The 16355-nt window shown below is 70.1% G+C and carries 14 protein-coding genes; 9 read left to right on the top strand and 5 right to left on the bottom strand.

Annotation, left to right across the window (positions count from 1 at the left end; genetic code table 11):
- Window positions 1-10: 10 nt before the first annotated feature.
- The 8 genes from ACFRAL_RS05935 (at window position 11) to pyk (ending at window position 11739) form a co-directional block, all read left to right on the top strand.
- Window positions 11-241, top strand: coding sequence for a DUF6704 family protein (locus ACFRAL_RS05935; RefSeq protein WP_336397962.1), 231 nt, complete (start codon window positions 11-13; stop codon window positions 239-241).
- Window positions 242-243: 2 nt separating this feature from the next.
- Window positions 244-1020 (top strand): indole-3-glycerol phosphate synthase TrpC, encoded by a 777-nt coding sequence (gene trpC / locus ACFRAL_RS05930; protein ID WP_378880767.1) that lies wholly within the window; start codon window positions 244-246, stop codon window positions 1018-1020.
- Entirely contained in the window at window positions 1017-2282 is a 1266-nt protein-coding gene (trpB, locus tag ACFRAL_RS05925) for a tryptophan synthase subunit beta (protein ID WP_336397960.1), read from the top strand. The genes trpC and trpB overlap by 4 nt, the downstream gene beginning before the upstream one ends.
- Window positions 2279-3073: a tryptophan synthase subunit alpha gene (gene trpA / locus ACFRAL_RS05920; protein ID WP_378880764.1), complete on the top strand. Its 795-nt coding sequence runs from the start codon at window positions 2279-2281 to the stop codon at window positions 3071-3073. The genes trpB and trpA overlap by 4 nt, the downstream gene beginning before the upstream one ends.
- A gap of 54 nt (window positions 3074-3127) precedes the next feature.
- A complete protein-coding gene (gene lgt, locus ACFRAL_RS05915; protein WP_336397958.1) occupies window positions 3128-4099 on the top strand; it encodes a prolipoprotein diacylglyceryl transferase in 972 nt (323 codons plus the stop codon).
- A gap of 77 nt (window positions 4100-4176) precedes the next feature.
- The gene (gene gltB / locus ACFRAL_RS05910) at window positions 4177-8784 is read left to right on the top strand and encodes a glutamate synthase large subunit (protein WP_378880759.1); all 4608 of its coding nucleotides are present in this window, start codon (window positions 4177-4179) and stop codon (window positions 8782-8784) included.
- Complete coding sequence (locus ACFRAL_RS05905; protein WP_336397957.1) at window positions 8777-10243, top strand: glutamate synthase subunit beta; 1467 nt, start codon at window positions 8777-8779, stop codon at window positions 10241-10243. The genes gltB and ACFRAL_RS05905 overlap by 8 nt, the downstream gene beginning before the upstream one ends.
- 47 nt (window positions 10244-10290) lie before the next feature.
- The gene (gene pyk / locus ACFRAL_RS05900; protein ID WP_336397956.1) at window positions 10291-11739 is read left to right on the top strand and encodes a pyruvate kinase; all 1449 of its coding nucleotides are present in this window, start codon (window positions 10291-10293) and stop codon (window positions 11737-11739) included.
- A 6-nt stretch (window positions 11740-11745) separates the two neighbouring features.
- Here the strand turns inward: pyk and ACFRAL_RS05895 are convergent, their stop codons facing one another.
- Complete coding sequence (locus ACFRAL_RS05895) at window positions 11746-13371, bottom strand: RecQ family ATP-dependent DNA helicase (RefSeq protein ID WP_378880754.1); 1626 nt, start codon at window positions 13369-13371, stop codon at window positions 11746-11748.
- Window positions 13372-13517: 146 nt separating this feature from the next.
- Here ACFRAL_RS05895 and ACFRAL_RS05890 point away from each other — a divergent pair, with 146 nt between their 5' ends.
- Window positions 13518-13907 (top strand): SHOCT domain-containing protein, encoded by a 390-nt coding sequence (locus tag ACFRAL_RS05890; RefSeq protein WP_336397954.1) that lies wholly within the window; start codon window positions 13518-13520, stop codon window positions 13905-13907.
- A gap of 73 nt (window positions 13908-13980) precedes the next feature.
- Here the strand turns inward: ACFRAL_RS05890 and ACFRAL_RS05885 are convergent, their stop codons facing one another.
- Genes ACFRAL_RS05885 through ACFRAL_RS05870 form a run of 4 tightly spaced genes read right to left on the bottom strand, consistent with a single transcriptional unit; the run spans window position 13981 to window position 16281 of the window.
- Window positions 13981-14748, bottom strand: a complete 768-nt coding sequence (locus tag ACFRAL_RS05885; RefSeq protein WP_336397953.1) for an ABC transporter permease — start codon at window positions 14746-14748, stop codon at window positions 13981-13983.
- Entirely contained in the window at window positions 14745-15560 is an 816-nt protein-coding gene (locus ACFRAL_RS05880) for an ATP-binding cassette domain-containing protein (protein WP_336397952.1), read from the bottom strand. Before ACFRAL_RS05880 ends, ACFRAL_RS05885 begins: the two co-directional genes overlap by 4 nt.
- Window positions 15557-15925 carry a DUF1048 domain-containing protein gene (locus ACFRAL_RS05875; protein ID WP_336397951.1) on the bottom strand — a complete coding sequence of 123 codons (369 nt, stop codon included), beginning with the start codon at window positions 15923-15925 and terminating at the stop codon, window positions 15557-15559. The genes ACFRAL_RS05880 and ACFRAL_RS05875 overlap by 4 nt, the downstream gene beginning before the upstream one ends.
- A gap of 2 nt (window positions 15926-15927) precedes the next feature.
- Complete coding sequence (locus ACFRAL_RS05870) at window positions 15928-16281, bottom strand: PadR family transcriptional regulator (RefSeq protein WP_336397950.1); 354 nt, start codon at window positions 16279-16281, stop codon at window positions 15928-15930.
- Between the last annotated feature and the right edge of the window lie 74 nt (window positions 16282-16355).

Raw genomic sequence — 16355 nt, 5'->3', positions numbered from 1 at the left:
GACATCCACCATGAGCAACAACATCGGCGACCCCGGCCACGGACACTCGCCCGCCGCCTGGACGGCCGTCGTGATCATGCTCGTCGCGGTCTGCCTGGGCACACTCTTCTTCTTCCTCGACATCCCCGCCCTGGTGTGGGCATCGGCGGCCCTGCTGATCGTCGGCCTCATCGTGGGCTGGGCGATGGCCAAGGCGGGCTACGGCGTCGGCGGTTCGAAGTACACCGCGAAAGAGCACTGAGCATGCTCGCCGACCTGACGGCCGGCGCTGTTGAGGACGCCGAGGCACGCGCCTCGGGGCGTCCCCTGGCGGCGGTCGAGGCGGCGGCCCTCGCACAGCGTCCCGCACTCGACGTGCTCGCTGCGCTGGCACCCGCCGACCGCGTGAAGATCATCGCCGAGGTCAAGCGCGCGAGCCCTTCGCGCGGCGACCTCGCCGCCATCCCCGACCCCGCGCTGCAGGCTCGCCGGTACGAGGAGGGCGGCGCGTCCGCGATCTCCGTGCTGACCGAGGGCCGGCGCTTCAAGGGCAGCCTCGCCGACCTCGAAGCGGTCAAGTCCGCCGTGTCGCTTCCGGTGCTGCGCAAGGACTTCATCGCCACCGAGTATCAGGTGCTGGAGGCCCGGGCGTCGGGCGCCGACCTCGTGCTGCTCATCGTGGCGGCCCTGGAGCAGGACGACCTGGCACGGCTGTACGCGCTGACCCGCGAGCTGGGCATGGCCGCGCTCGTCGAGACGCACAGCGCCGACGAGGTCGACCGGGCCGTCGACCTCGGCGCCGAGCTCATCGGCGTCAACGCGCGGGACCTGTCGACGTTCGAGCTCGACCGCGACCTGTTCGGGCGGCTCGCGGAGCGCATCCCCGCGGGGGCGGTGAAGATCGCGGAGTCGGCTGTGCTCGTGCCCGCCGACGTCGCCCACTACCGCGCGGCCGGCGCCGACGTCGTGCTGGTCGGCGAGGCCCTCGTCACCAACGATCCCGTGTCCACACTGCGTGCATTCCTGGAGGCCGGCGCATGAGTCTACGTGAGGCTCCCGGGCCACTGTTCGGCGAGTTCGGCGGGCGGTACATGCCCGAATCCCTGATCGCCGCGATCGACGAGCTGACCGCCGAATACGAGGCGGCGAAGATCGACCCCGACTTCCAGGCGGAGTTCGTGCGCCTGCTGCACTCGTACGCCGGCCGCCCGTCGCCGATCACCGAGGTGCCCCGGTTCGCCGAGCACGCCGGGGGAGCCCGGGTGTTCCTCAAGCGCGAGGACCTCAACCACACCGGCTCGCACAAGATCAACAACGTGCTCGGCCAGGCGCTGCTGACCAAGCGCCTGGGCAAGACGCGCGTGATCGCCGAGACCGGCGCGGGCCAGCACGGGGTGGCCACGGCCACGGCCGCGGCGCTGTTCGGGTTCGACTGCACCATCTACATGGGCGAGGTCGACACCGAGCGGCAGGCGCTCAACGTCGCCCGCATGCGTCTTCTCGGCGCGGAGGTGGTGCCGGTGAAGACCGGCTCGCGCACGCTGAAGGACGCCATCAACGACGCCTACCGGGACTGGGTCGCGAGCGTCGAGACGACGAACTACATCTTCGGCACGGCCGCGGGGCCCCATCCCTTCCCCGCCATGGTGCGCGACTTCCAGAAGGTGATCTCCGAGGAGGCGCGCGCGCAGCTGCTCGAAGAGGCCGGGCGACTGCCCGACGCGGTCCTCGCGTGCGTCGGTGGCGGCTCCAACGCGATCGGCATGTTCGACGCGTTCCTGGACGACGAGGGCGTCAAGCTCTACGGCGTCGAAGCGGCCGGCGACGGGGTCGACACGGCGCGCCACGCCGCGTCGATCGAACGCGGCCGGCCGGGCGTCCTGCACGGCGCCAAGACGTTCGTGCTCCAGGACGAGGACGGCCAGACCATCGAGTCCCACTCGATCTCGGCGGGCCTGGACTACCCGGGCGTCGGTCCCGAGCACGCCTGGCTCGCCTCGATCGGCCGCGCCGACTACATCCCGGCGACGGATGACGAGGCGATGCAGGCGCTGCGCCTGCTGTCCGAGACCGAGGGGATCATCCCCGCCATCGAGTCCGCCCACGCGCTCGCCGGCGCGCTGCGCATCGGCCGCGAGCTCGGCCCGGACGCGATCCTCGCGATCTGCCTGTCCGGCCGCGGCGACAAGGACATGGACACCGCTGCGCGCTACTTCCACCTCTACGACGAGGGAACGGATGCCGCAGCCGCCGCGGCCGCGCCGCACGACGACGCCGCCAAGGGCGAGGGGGAGAAGCTGTGACCTCGCGCGTCGCCGCGGCGATCGACGCCGCCCGCGCCCAGGGCCGCGGCGCCTTCGTCGGCTACCTTCCCCTCGGATACCCGGATCTGCGTACGAGCATCGAGGCGGCCGTCACGCTCGCCGAGAGCGGCGCGGACGTGCTCGAGCTCGGGCCGCCGTACTCCGACCCGGTCATGGACGGCACCGTGATCCAGGAGGCGACCCAGGAGGCGCTCGCGCGCGGCTTCCGCATGCGCGACACCTTCACCGCCGTGCGCGAGATCACCCGGCGCGTCGACGTGCCCGTGCTCGTGATGACGTACTGGAACCCCGTCCTGCAGTACGGCGTCGACCGGTACGCGGACGACCTGCGCGATGCCGGGGGAGCAGGGCTCATCACGCCCGACATCACGCCGGACGCGGCACCGGAGTGGATCGCCGCCAGCGAGCGCACGGGCCTCGACCGTGTGTTCCTCGCCGCGCCCACGTCCACCGACGAGCGCCTCGAGCTCATCGTGCGGGAGTCGACCGGCTTCGTCTACACCGTCTCGACGATGGGCATCACCGGGGAGCGCGCCGAGCTGGATGCCGCGGCCCGCACGCTCGTCGCCCGCCTGCGCGCGCACGGCGCCGAGCACGCCTGCGTCGGCATCGGCATCTCCAACGCCGCGCAGGTCGCGGGAGTGCTGGAGTACGCCGACGGCGCGATCGTCGGGACGGCGCTCGTGCGGGCGCTGCGGGAGGGGGGCCTGGAGGCCCTCGATCGCACCGCGCGCGCCCTCGCCGCAGGCACCGCGCGGAGCGCGAACTAGAATCTCAAGGTCGGCGGTCGCCGCCACCCATCCCAGCAAGGACACGGTTCTCCCATGATCAACGCCGCCGCGAGCGTCGTCGCCAGCATCCCGAGCCCGGAGATCAGCTACTTCGACCTCGGCCCCCTGCGCATCCACATCTACGCGCTGTGCATCATCACGGGCATCATCGCCGCGGTCCTGTGGACCAACGCGCGCTTGACGAAGCGGGGCGCCGAGCCCTGGGTGGTCATCGACATCTCCCTGCTGGCGGTGCCGCTGGCGATCATCGTCGCCCGCATCTACCACGTGCTCACGCACTGGGGCTTCTACTTCGGCGAGGGCGCGAACCCCATGTCGGCGCTGTACATCTGGGAGGGCGGCATCGCGATCTACGGCGCCCTCATCGGCGGTGCCATCGGCGCCTGGCTCGGCTGCCGCTGGACCGGGATCCGCTTCTGGACCTTCGCCGACGCGCTGGCGCCCGGCCTCCTCCTGGCCCAGGCCATCGGCCGCTTCGGCAACTGGTTCAACCAGGAGCTGTACGGTCTTCCCACCGACGTGCCGTGGGGTCTCGAGATCGACTACCCGAACCCCGCGTGGCCCATCGGGCTGCCCGAGGGCACGCTGTTCCACCCCACCTTCCTCTACGAGGTGATCTGGAACGTGCTCGGCGTCGTCTTCCTGGTGGTGGTCGGTCGGGCCTTCCGTCTGCAGTGGGGTCGCCTCTTCGCCCTCTACCTCGTCTGGTACAGCGCCGGGCGCATCGTGTGGGAGACGATCCGCGTCGACCCGAGCGAGATCATCCTGGGCCTGCGCACGAACGTGTGGGCCGCGATCTTCGGCGTGATCCTCGGGCTCGTGATCTTCTTCGTCCAGAAGCGCCGCCACCCCGGCCTGGAGCCGTCGCCCTACGTGTCCGGCCGCGAGTGGAATGCCGGACAGGCTGTACAATCGCAGGACACCGACGACTTCGTCGACGTCAGCGAACCCCCGACGTCCGAGGCCGACGGGGTCAGCGCCACAAGCACCCCTGCCACGAAATAACGCGCTCCTCGCCCCGAGAGAGAGCGCGCCCGGGCCGACGTCGTCCCATCTTGAGTATCAACGTGAGGACGGTAGGTATGGCTTCGAGCCCCCGTCATGTCACCTCCACCGAGGTGAGGACCCCCGCATCGTCGGGACAGGCCGGCTTCCCCGCGAAGCAGGGCATGTACAACCCTGCGTTCGAGAAGGACGCGTGCGGCCTGGCGATGGTCGCGACGCTGCGCGGCGAGGCCGGACACGACATCATCGACCTGGCGCTCACCGCGCTGCGCAACCTCGAGCACCGCGGAGCCATCGGCTCCGACGCCGGCACCGGTGACGGTGCGGGCATCCTCACGCAGATGCCGGATGCCTTCCTGCGCGCCGTGGTCGACTTCGAGCTGCCGCCCGTCGGCGAGTACGCCGCCGGCATGGTGTTCCTCCCGCGCGACGACGAGGCACGCAAGGCCCAGAAGGCGGGGATCGAGCGGATCGCGGCATCCGAGAACCTGACCGTCCTCGGATGGCGCGACGTGCCCACCGCGGAGGAGAACCTCGGCAAGCTCGCCTTCCAGGCGCGGCCGGTGTTCGAGCAGCTCTTCGTGTCGCGCCCGGCGACCGGCGACGCCCCTGCGCTGTCGGGGATCGCCCTGGACCGGCGCACCTTCCGCCTGCGCAAGCGCGCCCGCACCGAGCTCGACGCGTACTTCGTGTCGCTGTCCGCGCGGACGCTCGGCTACAAGGGCATGGTGACGACGCTGCAGCTCGAGCCCTTCTACCCCGACCTGCAGGACGAGCGCTTCGCGTCGGAGCTGGCCGTCGTCCACTCGCGCTACTCCACCAACACCTTCCCGTCGTGGCCGCTCGCGCAGCCGCTGCGCATGCTCGCGCACAACGGCGAGATCAACACGGTCAACGGCAACCGCAACTGGATGCGCGCACGCCAGTCCCAGCTCGAGTCCGAGCTGCTGGGCGACATCCGTCCGCTGCTGCCGATCTGCACCGAGGGCGCCAGCGACTCCGCGTCCTTCGACGAGGTGCTCGAGCTCCTCACCCTGACCGGCCGCAGCCTGCCGCACGCCATCATGATGATGGTGCCGGAGGCGTACGAGAAGCAGGCCGACATCGACCCGAAGCTGCGCGCGTTCTACGAGTTCCACTCCATGCAGATGGAGCCCTGGGACGGCCCGGCCGCGCTCATCTTCACCGACGGCACGCTCGTCGGCGCCACTCTCGACCGCAACGGCCTCCGCCCCGGGCGCTGGACCGAGACCACCGACGGCCTGATCGTGATCGGCAGCGAGACCGGCGTGCTCGACATCGCGCCGGAGCGCATCAAGCGCCGCGGACGGCTCCGCCCCGGACGCATGTTCCTCGTCGACACCGAGCAGCGCCGCATCATCGAGGACGACGAGATCAAGGCGGGCCTGGCCGATCTCGAGCCCTGGCAGGAGTGGCTGGACGCGGGCCGCGTGCGTCTGGCCGAGCTTCCCGAGCGCGAGCACATCGTGCACCCGATCGCCTCGATCACCCGCCGTCAGCGCACGTTCGGGTACACCGAGGAGGAGGTCAAGATCCTCCTCGCGCCGATGGGTCAGAACGGCGCGGAGCCGCTCGGCGCGATGGGTTCCGACACCCCGGTCGCCGTGCTCAGCGAGCGTCCGCGACTCCTGTTCGACTACTTCACGCAGCAGTTCGCCCAGGTCACCAACCCGCCGCTGGACTCGATCCGCGAAGAGGTCGTGACGTCCCTGTCGCTGGGCCTCGGACCGGAGCGCAACCTCCTGGAGTGGGGACCCGACCACACGCGCGTGGTCACCCTCGACTTCCCGGTGATCGACAACGACGAGCTCGCCAAGATCCAGCACATCGACACGGCGCTGCCGGGCCGCACCTCGGTCACCATCCGCGGCCTGTACCGCGTCGAGGCCGGCCACAAGGGCATGCGCAAGCGCCTGGAGCAGATGTGCCAGGAGGTCGACCAGGCCATCGAGGACGGCGCCGAGTTCATCGTGCTGTCCGACCGCGACTCCAACAAGGACCTCGCGCCCATCCCGTCGCTGCTCATGCTCGCCGCGGTGCACCACCACCTCATTCGCAAGCAGACCCGCATGAAGTGCGGTCTCGTGGTCGAGGCGGGCGACGTGCGCGAGGTGCACCACATCGCCACGCTCATCGGCTACGGCGCGTCCGCGGTGAACCCGTACCTGGCGATGGAGACCGTCGAGTACCTGGTGCGCGCCGGCATGATCACCGGCATCTCGCCGCAGAAGGCCGTCAAGAACCTGATCTACGCGCTCGGCAAGGGCGTGCTGAAGATCATGTCGAAGATGGGCATCTCGACCGTCTCGTCGTACGCGGGCGCCCAGGTGTTCGAGGCCGTCGGCCTGTCGCAGGACTTCGTCGACACCTACTTCACGGGTACGGAGTCCAAGCTCGGCGGCGTCGGGCTCGACGTCATCGCCGCCGAGAACGCCGCCCGGCACGCCTACGCGTACCCCGAGGACGCCGCCGTGCGCGCGCACGAGCGGCTCTGGACGGGCGGCGAGTACCAGTGGCGCCGCGACGGCTCGCCGCACCTGTTCAACCCCGACACGGTGTTCCGCCTGCAGCACTCGACGCGCACGCGGCGGTACGACATCTTCCGCGAGTACACCAAGCTGGTCGACGACCAGGCGGGCGAGCTGAAGACGCTGCGCGGACTGTTCGCGCTGAAGACCGAGGGACGCACGCCGGTGCCGATCGACGAGGTCGAGCCGGTCTCGTCCATCGTCAAGCGGTTCTCGACGGGTGCGATGAGCTACGGGTCGATCTCGAAGGAAGCGCACGAGACGCTGGCGATCGCGATGAACCGCCTCGGCGGCAAGTCGAACACCGGCGAGGGCGGCGAGGACGTCGATCGCCTGCTCGACCCCGAGCGCCGCAGCTCGATCAAGCAGGTGGCCTCGGGTCGCTTCGGCGTCACGAGCCTGTACCTCACGGAGTCCGACGACATCCAGATCAAGCTGGCCCAGGGCGCCAAGCCGGGCGAGGGCGGGCAGCTGCCCCCGACGAAGGTGTACCCGTGGGTGGCGCGCACGCGCCATGCGACCGCGGGCGTCGGCCTCATCTCGCCGCCGCCGCACCACGACATCTACTCGATCGAGGACCTCAAGCAGCTGATCTTCGACCTCAAGCGCGCGAATCCCGGCGCCCGGGTCCACGTGAAGCTCGTGAGCCAGTCGGGCATCGGGGCCGTCGCCGCGGGCACGGCGAAGGCGCTGGCGGACGTCATCCTGGTCTCCGGCCACGACGGCGGGACGGGCGCGAGCCCGCTGAACTCGCTGAAGCACGCCGGTACGCCGTGGGAGCTGGGCCTGGCTGAGACGCAGCAGACGCTCATGCTCAACGGCATGCGCGACCGCGTGGTCGTGCAGGTCGACGGCCAGCTGAAGACCGGCCGCGACGTGATCATCGGCGCGCTGCTCGGCGCGGAGGAGTTCGGCTTCGCCACGGCTCCGCTCGTGGTCTCGGGCTGCATCATGATGCGCGTGTGCCACCTCGACACCTGCCCCGTGGGTGTCGCCACGCAGAACCCGACGCTGCGCGCACGCTTCAACGGCAAGCCCGAGTTCGTGGTGAACTTCATGGAGTTCATCGCCGAGGAGGTGCGCGAGTACCTCGCCGAGCTGGGCTTCCGCTCGCTCGACGAGGCGATCGGCCGCAGCGACCTGCTCGACGTCGACGGCGCGGTCCGGCACTGGAAGGCGAGCGGACTCGACCTCGCACCGGTGCTCGCCGGCCCCGTCTTCGCCGACGACGAGCCCCGCCGCAACACGACGGGCCAGAAGCACGAGCTCGAGGAGCACTTCGACGTCGCCCTGCTCGAGCGCGCCCAGGATGTCGTCGCCCACGGCGGCCAGATCACCATCGATCTGCCCATCCGCAACACCGAGCGCGCGGTCGGGACCCTGCTGGGCCACCACGTCACGCGCGCCCACGGCGAGAACGGCCTGCCGTCGGGCAGCATCGTGGTGAACCTGACCGGCTCGGCCGGGCAGTCGTTCGGCGCGTTCATGCCCGCCGGCATCACGCTGCGACTGGAGGGCGACTCCAACGACTACGTCGGCAAGGGCCTGTCCGGCGGACAGATCGTGGTCCGGCCGCCGCGGGGTGCCTCCTTCGACGCGTCGAAGAACGTCATCGCCGGCAACGTCATCGGCTACGGCGCGACCCAGGGCACGATGTTCCTGCGCGGTGTCGTGGGCGAGCGCTTCTTCGTGCGCAACTCGGGCGCGACGGCGGTCGTCGAGGGTGTCGGCGACCACGCGCTGGAGTACATGACCGGCGGCCTCGCCGTCATCCTCGGCGCGACGGGCCGCAACCTCGGCGCCGGCATGTCGGGCGGCACCGCGTACGTGTACCGGCTCGACACCAAGCTGGTCAACCGGGAGGCCCTCGCCAGCGGCGAGCTCGTCCTGGGCGAACTCGGCTCCGGCGACGCCGAGATCCTCCGCGACCTGCTCGAGCAGCACGTCGCGGAGACCGAATCGACTCTCGCCCAAGCGCTCCTCGACGACTTCGAGGCGGAGCTGGCGAACTTCGTCCGGGTGCTGCCGCGCGACTACGCCGCAGTGCTGCAGACCCGGCAGGCGGCCGTCGCGGAGGGGCTCGACCCCGACGGAGACGTCGTCTGGAACCGCATCCTGGAGGTGACAGGTGGCTGACCCGAAAGGCTTTCTCAAGGTCACCGAGCGCGAGCTGCCCCCGCGGCGGCCGGTGCCGGTGCGCATCATGGACTGGAAAGAGGTCTACGAGCCGGGCGACTCCGCCGTGCTGCGCCGGCAGGCCGGCCGCTGCATGGACTGCGGCGTCCCGTTCTGCCACAAGGGCTGCCCGCTGGGAAACCTCATCCCGGAATGGAACGACCTGACGTGGCGCGGCGAGGGCCGTGCCGCCAGTGAGCGCCTGCACGCCACGAACAACTTCCCGGAGTTCACCGGCAGGCTCTGCCCGGCGCCGTGCGAGAGCTCGTGCGTGCTCGGCATCAACCAGCCTGCCGTGACCATCAAGCAGGTCGAGGTCTCGATCGCCGACGAGGCGTTCGCGAACGGCTGGATCGAGCCGGAGCCCCCCGGTCGCCTGACCGGCAAGACCGTCGCCGTCGTCGGCTCGGGTCCCGCCGGGCTCGCGGCGGCCCAGCAGCTCACGCGCGCCGGCCACACGGTGGCGGTGTTCGAGCGCGACGACCGCATCGGCGGTCTCCTGCGCTACGGCATCCCGGACTTCAAGATGGAGAAGAAGCACCTCGAGGTCCGGCTCCGCCAGATGCAGGACGAGGGCACGCGCTTCCGCGCCGGCGTCGAGATCGGCAAGGACATCTCGTGGGCCGATCTGCGCGCCCGGTACGACGCGGTCGTCGTCGCGACGGGCTCGACCGTGCCGCGAGAGCTGCCGATCCCCGGACGGGACCTCGCCGGCGTGCATTTCGCGATGGAGTACCTCGTGGAGTCCAACAAGGCTGTCGCGGGCGACGCGGTTCCCCATCAGATCACCGCGCAGGGCAAGCACGTCGTCGTCATCGGCGGCGGCGACACCGGCGCCGACTGCATCGGCACGGCCCACCGTCACGGTGCGCTGAGCGTGACGAACCTCGCGATCGGCCGCCAGCCCCCGGGCGAGCGCCCCGAGCACCAGCCCTGGCCGATGACGCCGACGGTGTTCGAGGTGCAGTCCGCCCACGAAGAGGGCGGGGAGCGCTCCTACCTGGCCTCCACCGTCGAGTTCCTCGCCAACGGCGCGGGAGAGGTGCGCGCGCTGCGCGTCGCCGAGACCGAGTTCGTCGACGGCCGCCGCGTCCCCAAGAGCGGCACCGAACGGGAGATCCCGGCCGACCTCGTGCTCATCGCGATGGGCTTCACCGGCCCCGAGCGCAGCCTGCTCGAGGAGCAGCTGGGCGCGCGCTTCACCGAGCGCGGGAACGTGCGCCGCGAGGACGACTACCAGACGACCGCCCCGGGCGTCTTCGTGGCCGGCGACGCCGGTCGCGGCCAGTCGCTGATCGTGTGGGCCATCGCCGAGGGCCGTGCCGCCGCGGCGAGCGTCGACCGGTACCTCATGGGCGACACCGAGCTGCCCGCTCCGGTGCGCCCCACGGATGTCGCCATCGGCCTGCAGCCCGCGTAGGCTGGCCGAGGCATTCGCCAATCCACCCCAACCCGGAGATACCACGGATGAGACGCGCGAAGATCGTCGCCACCCTGGGTCCGGCCACATCCACGTATGAGATGGTCCGTGCGATCATCGATGCCGGTGTGGACGTCGCCCGCTTCAACCTGAGCCACGGGGACTACTCGGTCCACGACAACAATTTCGCCAACGTGCGCAAGGCCGCGGAGGACGCCGGCCGCGCCGTCGCGATCCTCGTCGACCTGCAGGGCCCGAAGATCCGACTCGGCAAGTTCGAGAACGGTCCCCACGAGCTCGCCGTCGGCGACATCTTCAAGATCACCACCGAGGACATCCTCGGCACGAAGGAGATCGTCGGGACGACGTTCAAGGGCCTCCCGAACGACGTCAAGGCCGGCGACTTCCTCCTCATCGACGACGGCAAGGTGCGCGTGAAGGTCCTCGAGACCGACGGCACGGTCGTGACCACCGAGGTCGTCGTGGGCGGCGCGGTGTCCAACAACAAGGGCATCAACCTCCCCGGTGTCGCCGTCAACGTCCCGGCCCTGTCCGAGAAGGACGAGGCGGATCTGCGCTGGGGCCTCCGCGCCGGCGCCGACCTCATCGCGCTGTCGTTCGTCCGCGACGCCAAGGACGTGCAGCGCGTGCACGTGATCATGGCCGAGGAGAGCCGGCACGTCCCGGTCATCGCCAAGATCGAGAAGCCGCAGGCGGTCGACAACCTCGAAGAGATCATCGACGCGTTCGACGGCATCATGGTGGCCCGCGGCGACCTGGCCGTCGAGCTGCCGCTGGAGGCGGTGCCGATCGTGCAGAAGCGCGCGGTGGAGCTCTGCCGCCGCATGGCCAAGCCCGTCATCGTCGCGACGCAGATGCTCGAGTCGATGACGCACTCCCCGGTGCCCACCCGCGCCGAGGCCTCCGACGTCGCCAACGCCGTCCTCGACGGCGCCGACGCCGTGATGCTGTCGGGCGAGACCAGCGTCGGCGACTACCCGGTGGTGACCGTCGAGACCATGGCGCGCATCATCGGCTCGACCGAGGAGCACGGCCTCGAGCGCATCCTGCCGCTCACGACGAAGCCGCGCACCCAGGGCGGAGCCATCACGCTCGCCGCCAACGAGGTGGCCGAGTTCGTCGAGGCCAAGTTCCTGTGCATCTTCACGGAGTCCGGCGACACGGCCCGGCGCATGTCGCGCCTGCGCCCGCGCATCCCCATGATCGGGTTCGCCCCCGAGCCGGCGATCCGCCGCCGCATGGCCATCACGTGGGGCGTGCAGTCGACACTCGTCGAGCACGTCGCGCACACCGACCTGATGTTCATCCAGGTCGACGACTACCTGCTGTCGAACGACCTGGCGAAGGTCGGCGACAAGGTCGTCGTGATCTCGGGATCGCCTCCCGGGATCATCGGCTCGACGAACGACATCCGCATCCACAAGGTGGGCGACGCGGTGCACGGCAAGGCGCCGATCTACAAGACGCGCGACTGACCGGGCTCAGCCCACGCGGCTGAGCAGGTCGTTCTCGACGACGGTGTCGAGGGCGAGCGTCTTGTAGCCGTGTTCCTCGAAGAACACGGTGAGACGGTCGCCCTCCACCGCCGAGACGGCTCCCCGGCCCCACTCGGTGTGCTCGACCTCCGCGCCGGAGGGGAACGGCGCCCCGGCCTCGTCCGTCGCCGCGTCCGCCGCGGTGCCGGCACGGCACGTGTCGCAGCTGCCGCAGGGCGCGTCGAGATCCTCGCCGAAGTAGCGCAGGAGGGCGCGTCGGCGGCAGTCCCGCGTCTCCGCATAGCGCCGCATCACGTCCAGCCGCGACTGCTCGATCCGCTCGCGACGCTCCGACGCCTCCGCGGCGCGGGCCGCTGCTTCGGACGGGCTGACGGATGCCGCCGCCACCGCCCCGCGGCGGCCGACGCGAACCACCCCGCCTTCGACGAGCAGGTTGATCAGGTGCGTGACCCTGCGGGGCGGCGCATCGACGGCCGCCGCCAGCGCCTTCGTCGGGAGCGGTCCGTCGGCCTTTGCCACGGCGGAGTACGCCGCGGCGAGCTCGTCGAGGTCGACGCTGCGCGAGACGAAGTAGGTGCGGATGCCGAGGTCCTCCTGGCGGTAGAAGAGCGTGGCGTCCGCCGCGTCGCCGTCCCTGCCCGCACGGCCGATCTCCTGGTAGTACGCGTCGAGCGACTCGGGCACCGATGCGTGCGTCACGAAGCGCACGTCGGGCTTGTCGATGCCCATCCCGAACGCGTTGGTGGCGACGACCAGGTCGACCTCGTCCGCGAGGAAGGCCCGGTGGGTCTCCTCGCGCTCGGACCGCGACAGGCCGGCGTGGTAGACGCGGACGCGAGAGCCCGCCTCGGCGATCGTCGCCGCGTACTCCTCGGCCTCGCGCCTCGTCGCGGTGTAGAGGAGTCCCGATCCCGTCATCGCCGACACGTGTGCGATGACGGCGGCGCGCTTCTCGTCGGCGGTGACGGCTCGGCGCACGGTCAGGTCGATGTTCGGGCGGTCCACCCCGTGCACGACGACGGCGGGGTCGACGAGCCGCAGCCGCTCGGCGACCTCGACCCGCACCGGCTCGGCACCCGTGGCGGTGAGCGCGACCACCGGGGGAGCGTCGAGCCTCTCGCGCACCGCGCCCAGCCGCAGGTAGTCAGGCCGGAAGTCGTGGCCCCAGCTGGCCACGCAGTGCGCTTCGTCGACGGCCAGCAGCGCCACTCCGACGTCGCGGAGCGCGGCCACGACGTCGTCCTTCGACAGCTGCTCCGGCGTGAGGAACAGGTATCCCACGGCGCCCGACCGGAGCTCGTCCCACAGCTCGGCGGTCGCACGCTCGCCGAGCGTCGAGTTGAGGACCGCCCCGCGCGCGGCGCGCGGTGCGGACGACAGCTGCGCGACCTGGTCGTCCTGAAGGGCGATGAGCGGGGACACCACGACGGTGAGACCGTCGCGCAATGCGCCCGCGAGCTGGTAGACGGCGGACTTCCCGGCGCCCGTGGGCAGGACCACGATGGCGTCGCGCCCGGCGACCAGCGCGTCGATCGCCTCGGACTGTCCGGCGCGCAGCGTCGTCCAGCCGAAGATCTCGCGCGCCGCCCGGGCGATGGCCGTGTCGGGCATCCGGGTCCTCTCCCTCGTGACGGAGTGGCCATCCTCGCATCTCGCGTGAATCCGCCCCGCGGGGTTGACACGCCCGGCGCGCCCATAGGTCCCGGCACGGCCGGACGCTACGCTATCGCCACCACATCTCGCCGACAGGGGACGCCATGTTCTTCAACGACTTCATCTGGTTCCTGCTCTGGAGCTTCTACTTCATCGCCTATCTCTACGTGGTGATCGTGATCATCACGGACCTGTTCCGTGACGACAAGCTCAACGGCTGGATGAAGGCGCTGTGGATCATCCTCCTGGTGTTCGTGCCTTTCCTCACCGCGCTGATCTACGTGATCGCCCGCGGGAAGGGCATGGCGGAGCGCGCCCAGGCCGCGCGCGGGGGAGTGGTGGCCGAAGCGGACGACTACCGTCCGGCCGCCTCCACCAGCCCCGCCGAGGACATCGCCAAGGCGAAGGAGCTCCTCGATGCCGGCATCATCACGCAGGGCGAGTTCGACGCCCTCAAGAGCAAGGCCCTGGGCAACCAGTACTTCGGCGCCTAGCGCCGGCGCAGCAGAAGAGCGGATGCCTCGGGGTCGAGGCATCCGCTCATCTGCTCTTGGGCCGGAGCGCGCGTCAGCTGATCTTGCGACGGTAGATCGCCATCGACGCGACGTAGGCGACGACGAGGATGCCCACGAGCCACGCCATCGCGACCCAGATCTCGCTGCCCACGGGCTCGCCGGCGAACAGTGCCCGCATCGAGTCGACGATCGACGTCACCGGTTGGTTCTCGGCGAACCACTGCACCGGGGCCGGCATGCTCTCAGTCGGCACGAAGGCCGAGCTGATGAACGGCAGGAAGATCAGCGGGTACGAGAACGCGCTCGCGCCGTCGACGGTCTTCGCGGTCAGTCCGGGGATCACCGCGAGCCACGTGAGCGCCAGGGTGAACAGCACGAGCATGCCCGCCACGCCGAGCCAGGCGCCGAGGCTCGCCCCGGTGCGGAAGCCCATGAGCAGCGCGACGCCGATGACGATCGCGAGCGAGACGACGATCGACACGAGCGACGTCAGCACGTGCGCCCACAGCACCCCCGACCGCGAGATCGGCAGCGACTGGAACCGCTCGAAGATGCCGCTCTTCATGTCGAGGAACAGCCGATAGGCGGTGTATGCGATGCCCGAGGCGATGGTGATGAGCAGGATGCCGGGCAGCATGTAGTCGATGTACGACCCGCGGTCGGCACCGGTGTCGATCGCGCCGCCGAAGACGTAGACGAACAGCAGCATCAGGGCGATCGGTGTGACCGCCGTGGTGATGATGGTGTCGGGGCTGCGCAGGATGTGGCGCAGCGACCGACCGGTGAGTACGGCGGTGTCGCCGATGGCGTGAGAGGTCATCGCCCTTCCTTCCGTGTCGTGGCGGTGCCGGTCCCGGCCTCGCCGGCTTCCGCGGCGCCGTCCTCGCCCGTCAGGGCGAAGAAGACGTCCTCCAGGCTCGGCTGCTTCTCGACGTACTCGACCTTCGCCGCGGGGAGCAGCTGCTTGAGCTCGCTCAGGGAGCCGTTCACGATGATCCGGCCCTTGTGGAGGATCGCGATCCGGTCCGCGAGCTGCTCGGCCTCTTCGAGGTACTGGGTGGTGAGCAGGACGGTCGTGCCGCCCCGCGCGAGCTCTCTGACGGCATCCCACACCTCCAGGCGGGCCGCCGGGTCGAGGCCCGTGGTGGGCTCGTCCAGGAAGATCACCGGCGGGTCGCCGATGAGGCTCATGGCGATGTCGAGCCGCCGGCGCATACCGCCGGAGTAGGTCGCGACCTTGCGCGAACCCGCGTCGGTGAGCGAGAAGCGCGCGAGGAGGTCGTCGGCCACGGCGCCCGGATCGGGCAGGTGGCGCAGCTGCGCGATGAGCATCAGGTTCTCGCGCCCGCTGAGGACCTCGTCGACCGCCGCGAACTGCCCCGTGAGGCTGATCGTCTCCCGGACCTTCTGGGACTGCGCGACCACATCGAAGCCGGCGACCGCGGCCTTGCCGGCGTCGGCCTTCAGCAGCGTCGACAGGATTCGCACGACGGTGGTCTTGCCTGCTCCGTTGGAGCCGAGAAGGGCGAAGATGCTGCCCCTCTTCACATCGAAGTCGACGCCTCGCAGCACGTGCAGGTCCTTGTACGACTTCTCCAGGCCGGCGACCTGGATGACGGTGGCGGCGGTCATCGGTTCTCTCCTCGCTCTGCGTCGTCGATCGCCTTGTTGAGGCGCTCGCGCTCCTTGTCGATCCACTGCCTGCCCGAGTAGGCGGCGGTGAACTCCTGCGCGAACGCCGACGGGTCCTCGCCCACGATGTCGCGCACGGGGGTGTGGTCGGCGGCGGCGCGCTCCCACATGTCGGCGGAGTCGCTGAGCATCTGGACCATGGATTCGCCGTCGGTCATGCCGCCGACGGTCATGAAGTACCGCTCCACGGCCTTCGCCGCGGCACGGTAGGGCTCCGGCAGGGCCTCGATGCGTGCCTTGTACTGCTTGTACTGCTTCTTCTGCTCGAGCGAGCCGGTGACGACCTCGTACCACTTGGCGGCCATGATCAGACCTCTTCCTTCCTGTTGTTGTCTTCGTGCTGGCGGTGGAGCTGTTCGATGCGCTCTGCGAGGAAGCTCCACGTCCGCCAGAACTCCGTGAGCTGTTCGCGCCCCTGCGCATTGAGGGAGTACACCTTGCGCGGCGGCCCCTTCTCGGACGGCACCTTCTCGACGTCGACGAGACCGCGCTGCTCGACCCGCACGAGCAGGGCGTAGACCGTGCCCTCGGCGATGTCGCTGAAGCCCTGGTCGCGCAGCCACGTGGTGATCTCATATCCGTAGGCCGGGCGGCCCGAGAGGATCGCGAGCACGATGCCCTCCAGCGTGCCCTTGAGCATCTCGGTCTCCTGCTTGCCCATCACGCGCCTCCTCTGACTACTCAGTGTTGCTGACTACCAGTACAAAGTAACACTAGGTACCAGTACCTAGCAAC

This window comes from Microbacterium sp. NPDC056736 (assembly GCF_042790415.1).
GTDB lineage: Bacteria > Actinomycetota > Actinomycetes > Actinomycetales > Microbacteriaceae > Microbacterium.
This window is presented reverse-complemented; position numbering and strand designations above follow the sequence as displayed.

What these genes read in the sequence shown, in the direction of transcription:
- ACFRAL_RS05870 (WP_336397950.1), bottom strand. Translation starts at nt 16,281, where the DNA reads ATGGGCAAGCAGGAGACCGAGATGCTCAAGGGCACGCTGGAGGGCATC.
- trpC (WP_378880767.1), top strand. Translation starts at nt 244, where the DNA reads ATGCTCGCCGACCTGACGGCCGGCGCTGTTGAGGACGCCGAGGCACGC.
- ACFRAL_RS05885 (WP_336397953.1), bottom strand. Translation starts at nt 14,748, where the DNA reads ATGACCTCTCACGCCATCGGCGACACCGCCGTACTCACCGGTCGGTCG.
- ACFRAL_RS05890 (WP_336397954.1), top strand. Translation starts at nt 13,518, where the DNA reads ATGTTCTTCAACGACTTCATCTGGTTCCTGCTCTGGAGCTTCTACTTC.
- ACFRAL_RS05875 (WP_336397951.1), bottom strand. Translation starts at nt 15,925, where the DNA reads ATGGCCGCCAAGTGGTACGAGGTCGTCACCGGCTCGCTCGAGCAGAAG.
- ACFRAL_RS05895 (WP_378880754.1), bottom strand. Translation starts at nt 13,371, where the DNA reads ATGCCCGACACGGCCATCGCCCGGGCGGCGCGCGAGATCTTCGGCTGG.
- ACFRAL_RS05880 (WP_336397952.1), bottom strand. Translation starts at nt 15,560, where the DNA reads ATGACCGCCGCCACCGTCATCCAGGTCGCCGGCCTGGAGAAGTCGTAC.
- pyk (WP_336397956.1), top strand. Translation starts at nt 10,291, where the DNA reads ATGAGACGCGCGAAGATCGTCGCCACCCTGGGTCCGGCCACATCCACG.
- lgt (WP_336397958.1), top strand. Translation starts at nt 3,128, where the DNA reads ATGATCAACGCCGCCGCGAGCGTCGTCGCCAGCATCCCGAGCCCGGAG.
- gltB (WP_378880759.1), top strand. Translation starts at nt 4,177, where the DNA reads ATGGCTTCGAGCCCCCGTCATGTCACCTCCACCGAGGTGAGGACCCCC.
- trpB (WP_336397960.1), top strand. Translation starts at nt 1,017, where the DNA reads ATGAGTCTACGTGAGGCTCCCGGGCCACTGTTCGGCGAGTTCGGCGGG.
- ACFRAL_RS05935 (WP_336397962.1), top strand. Translation starts at nt 11, where the DNA reads ATGAGCAACAACATCGGCGACCCCGGCCACGGACACTCGCCCGCCGCC.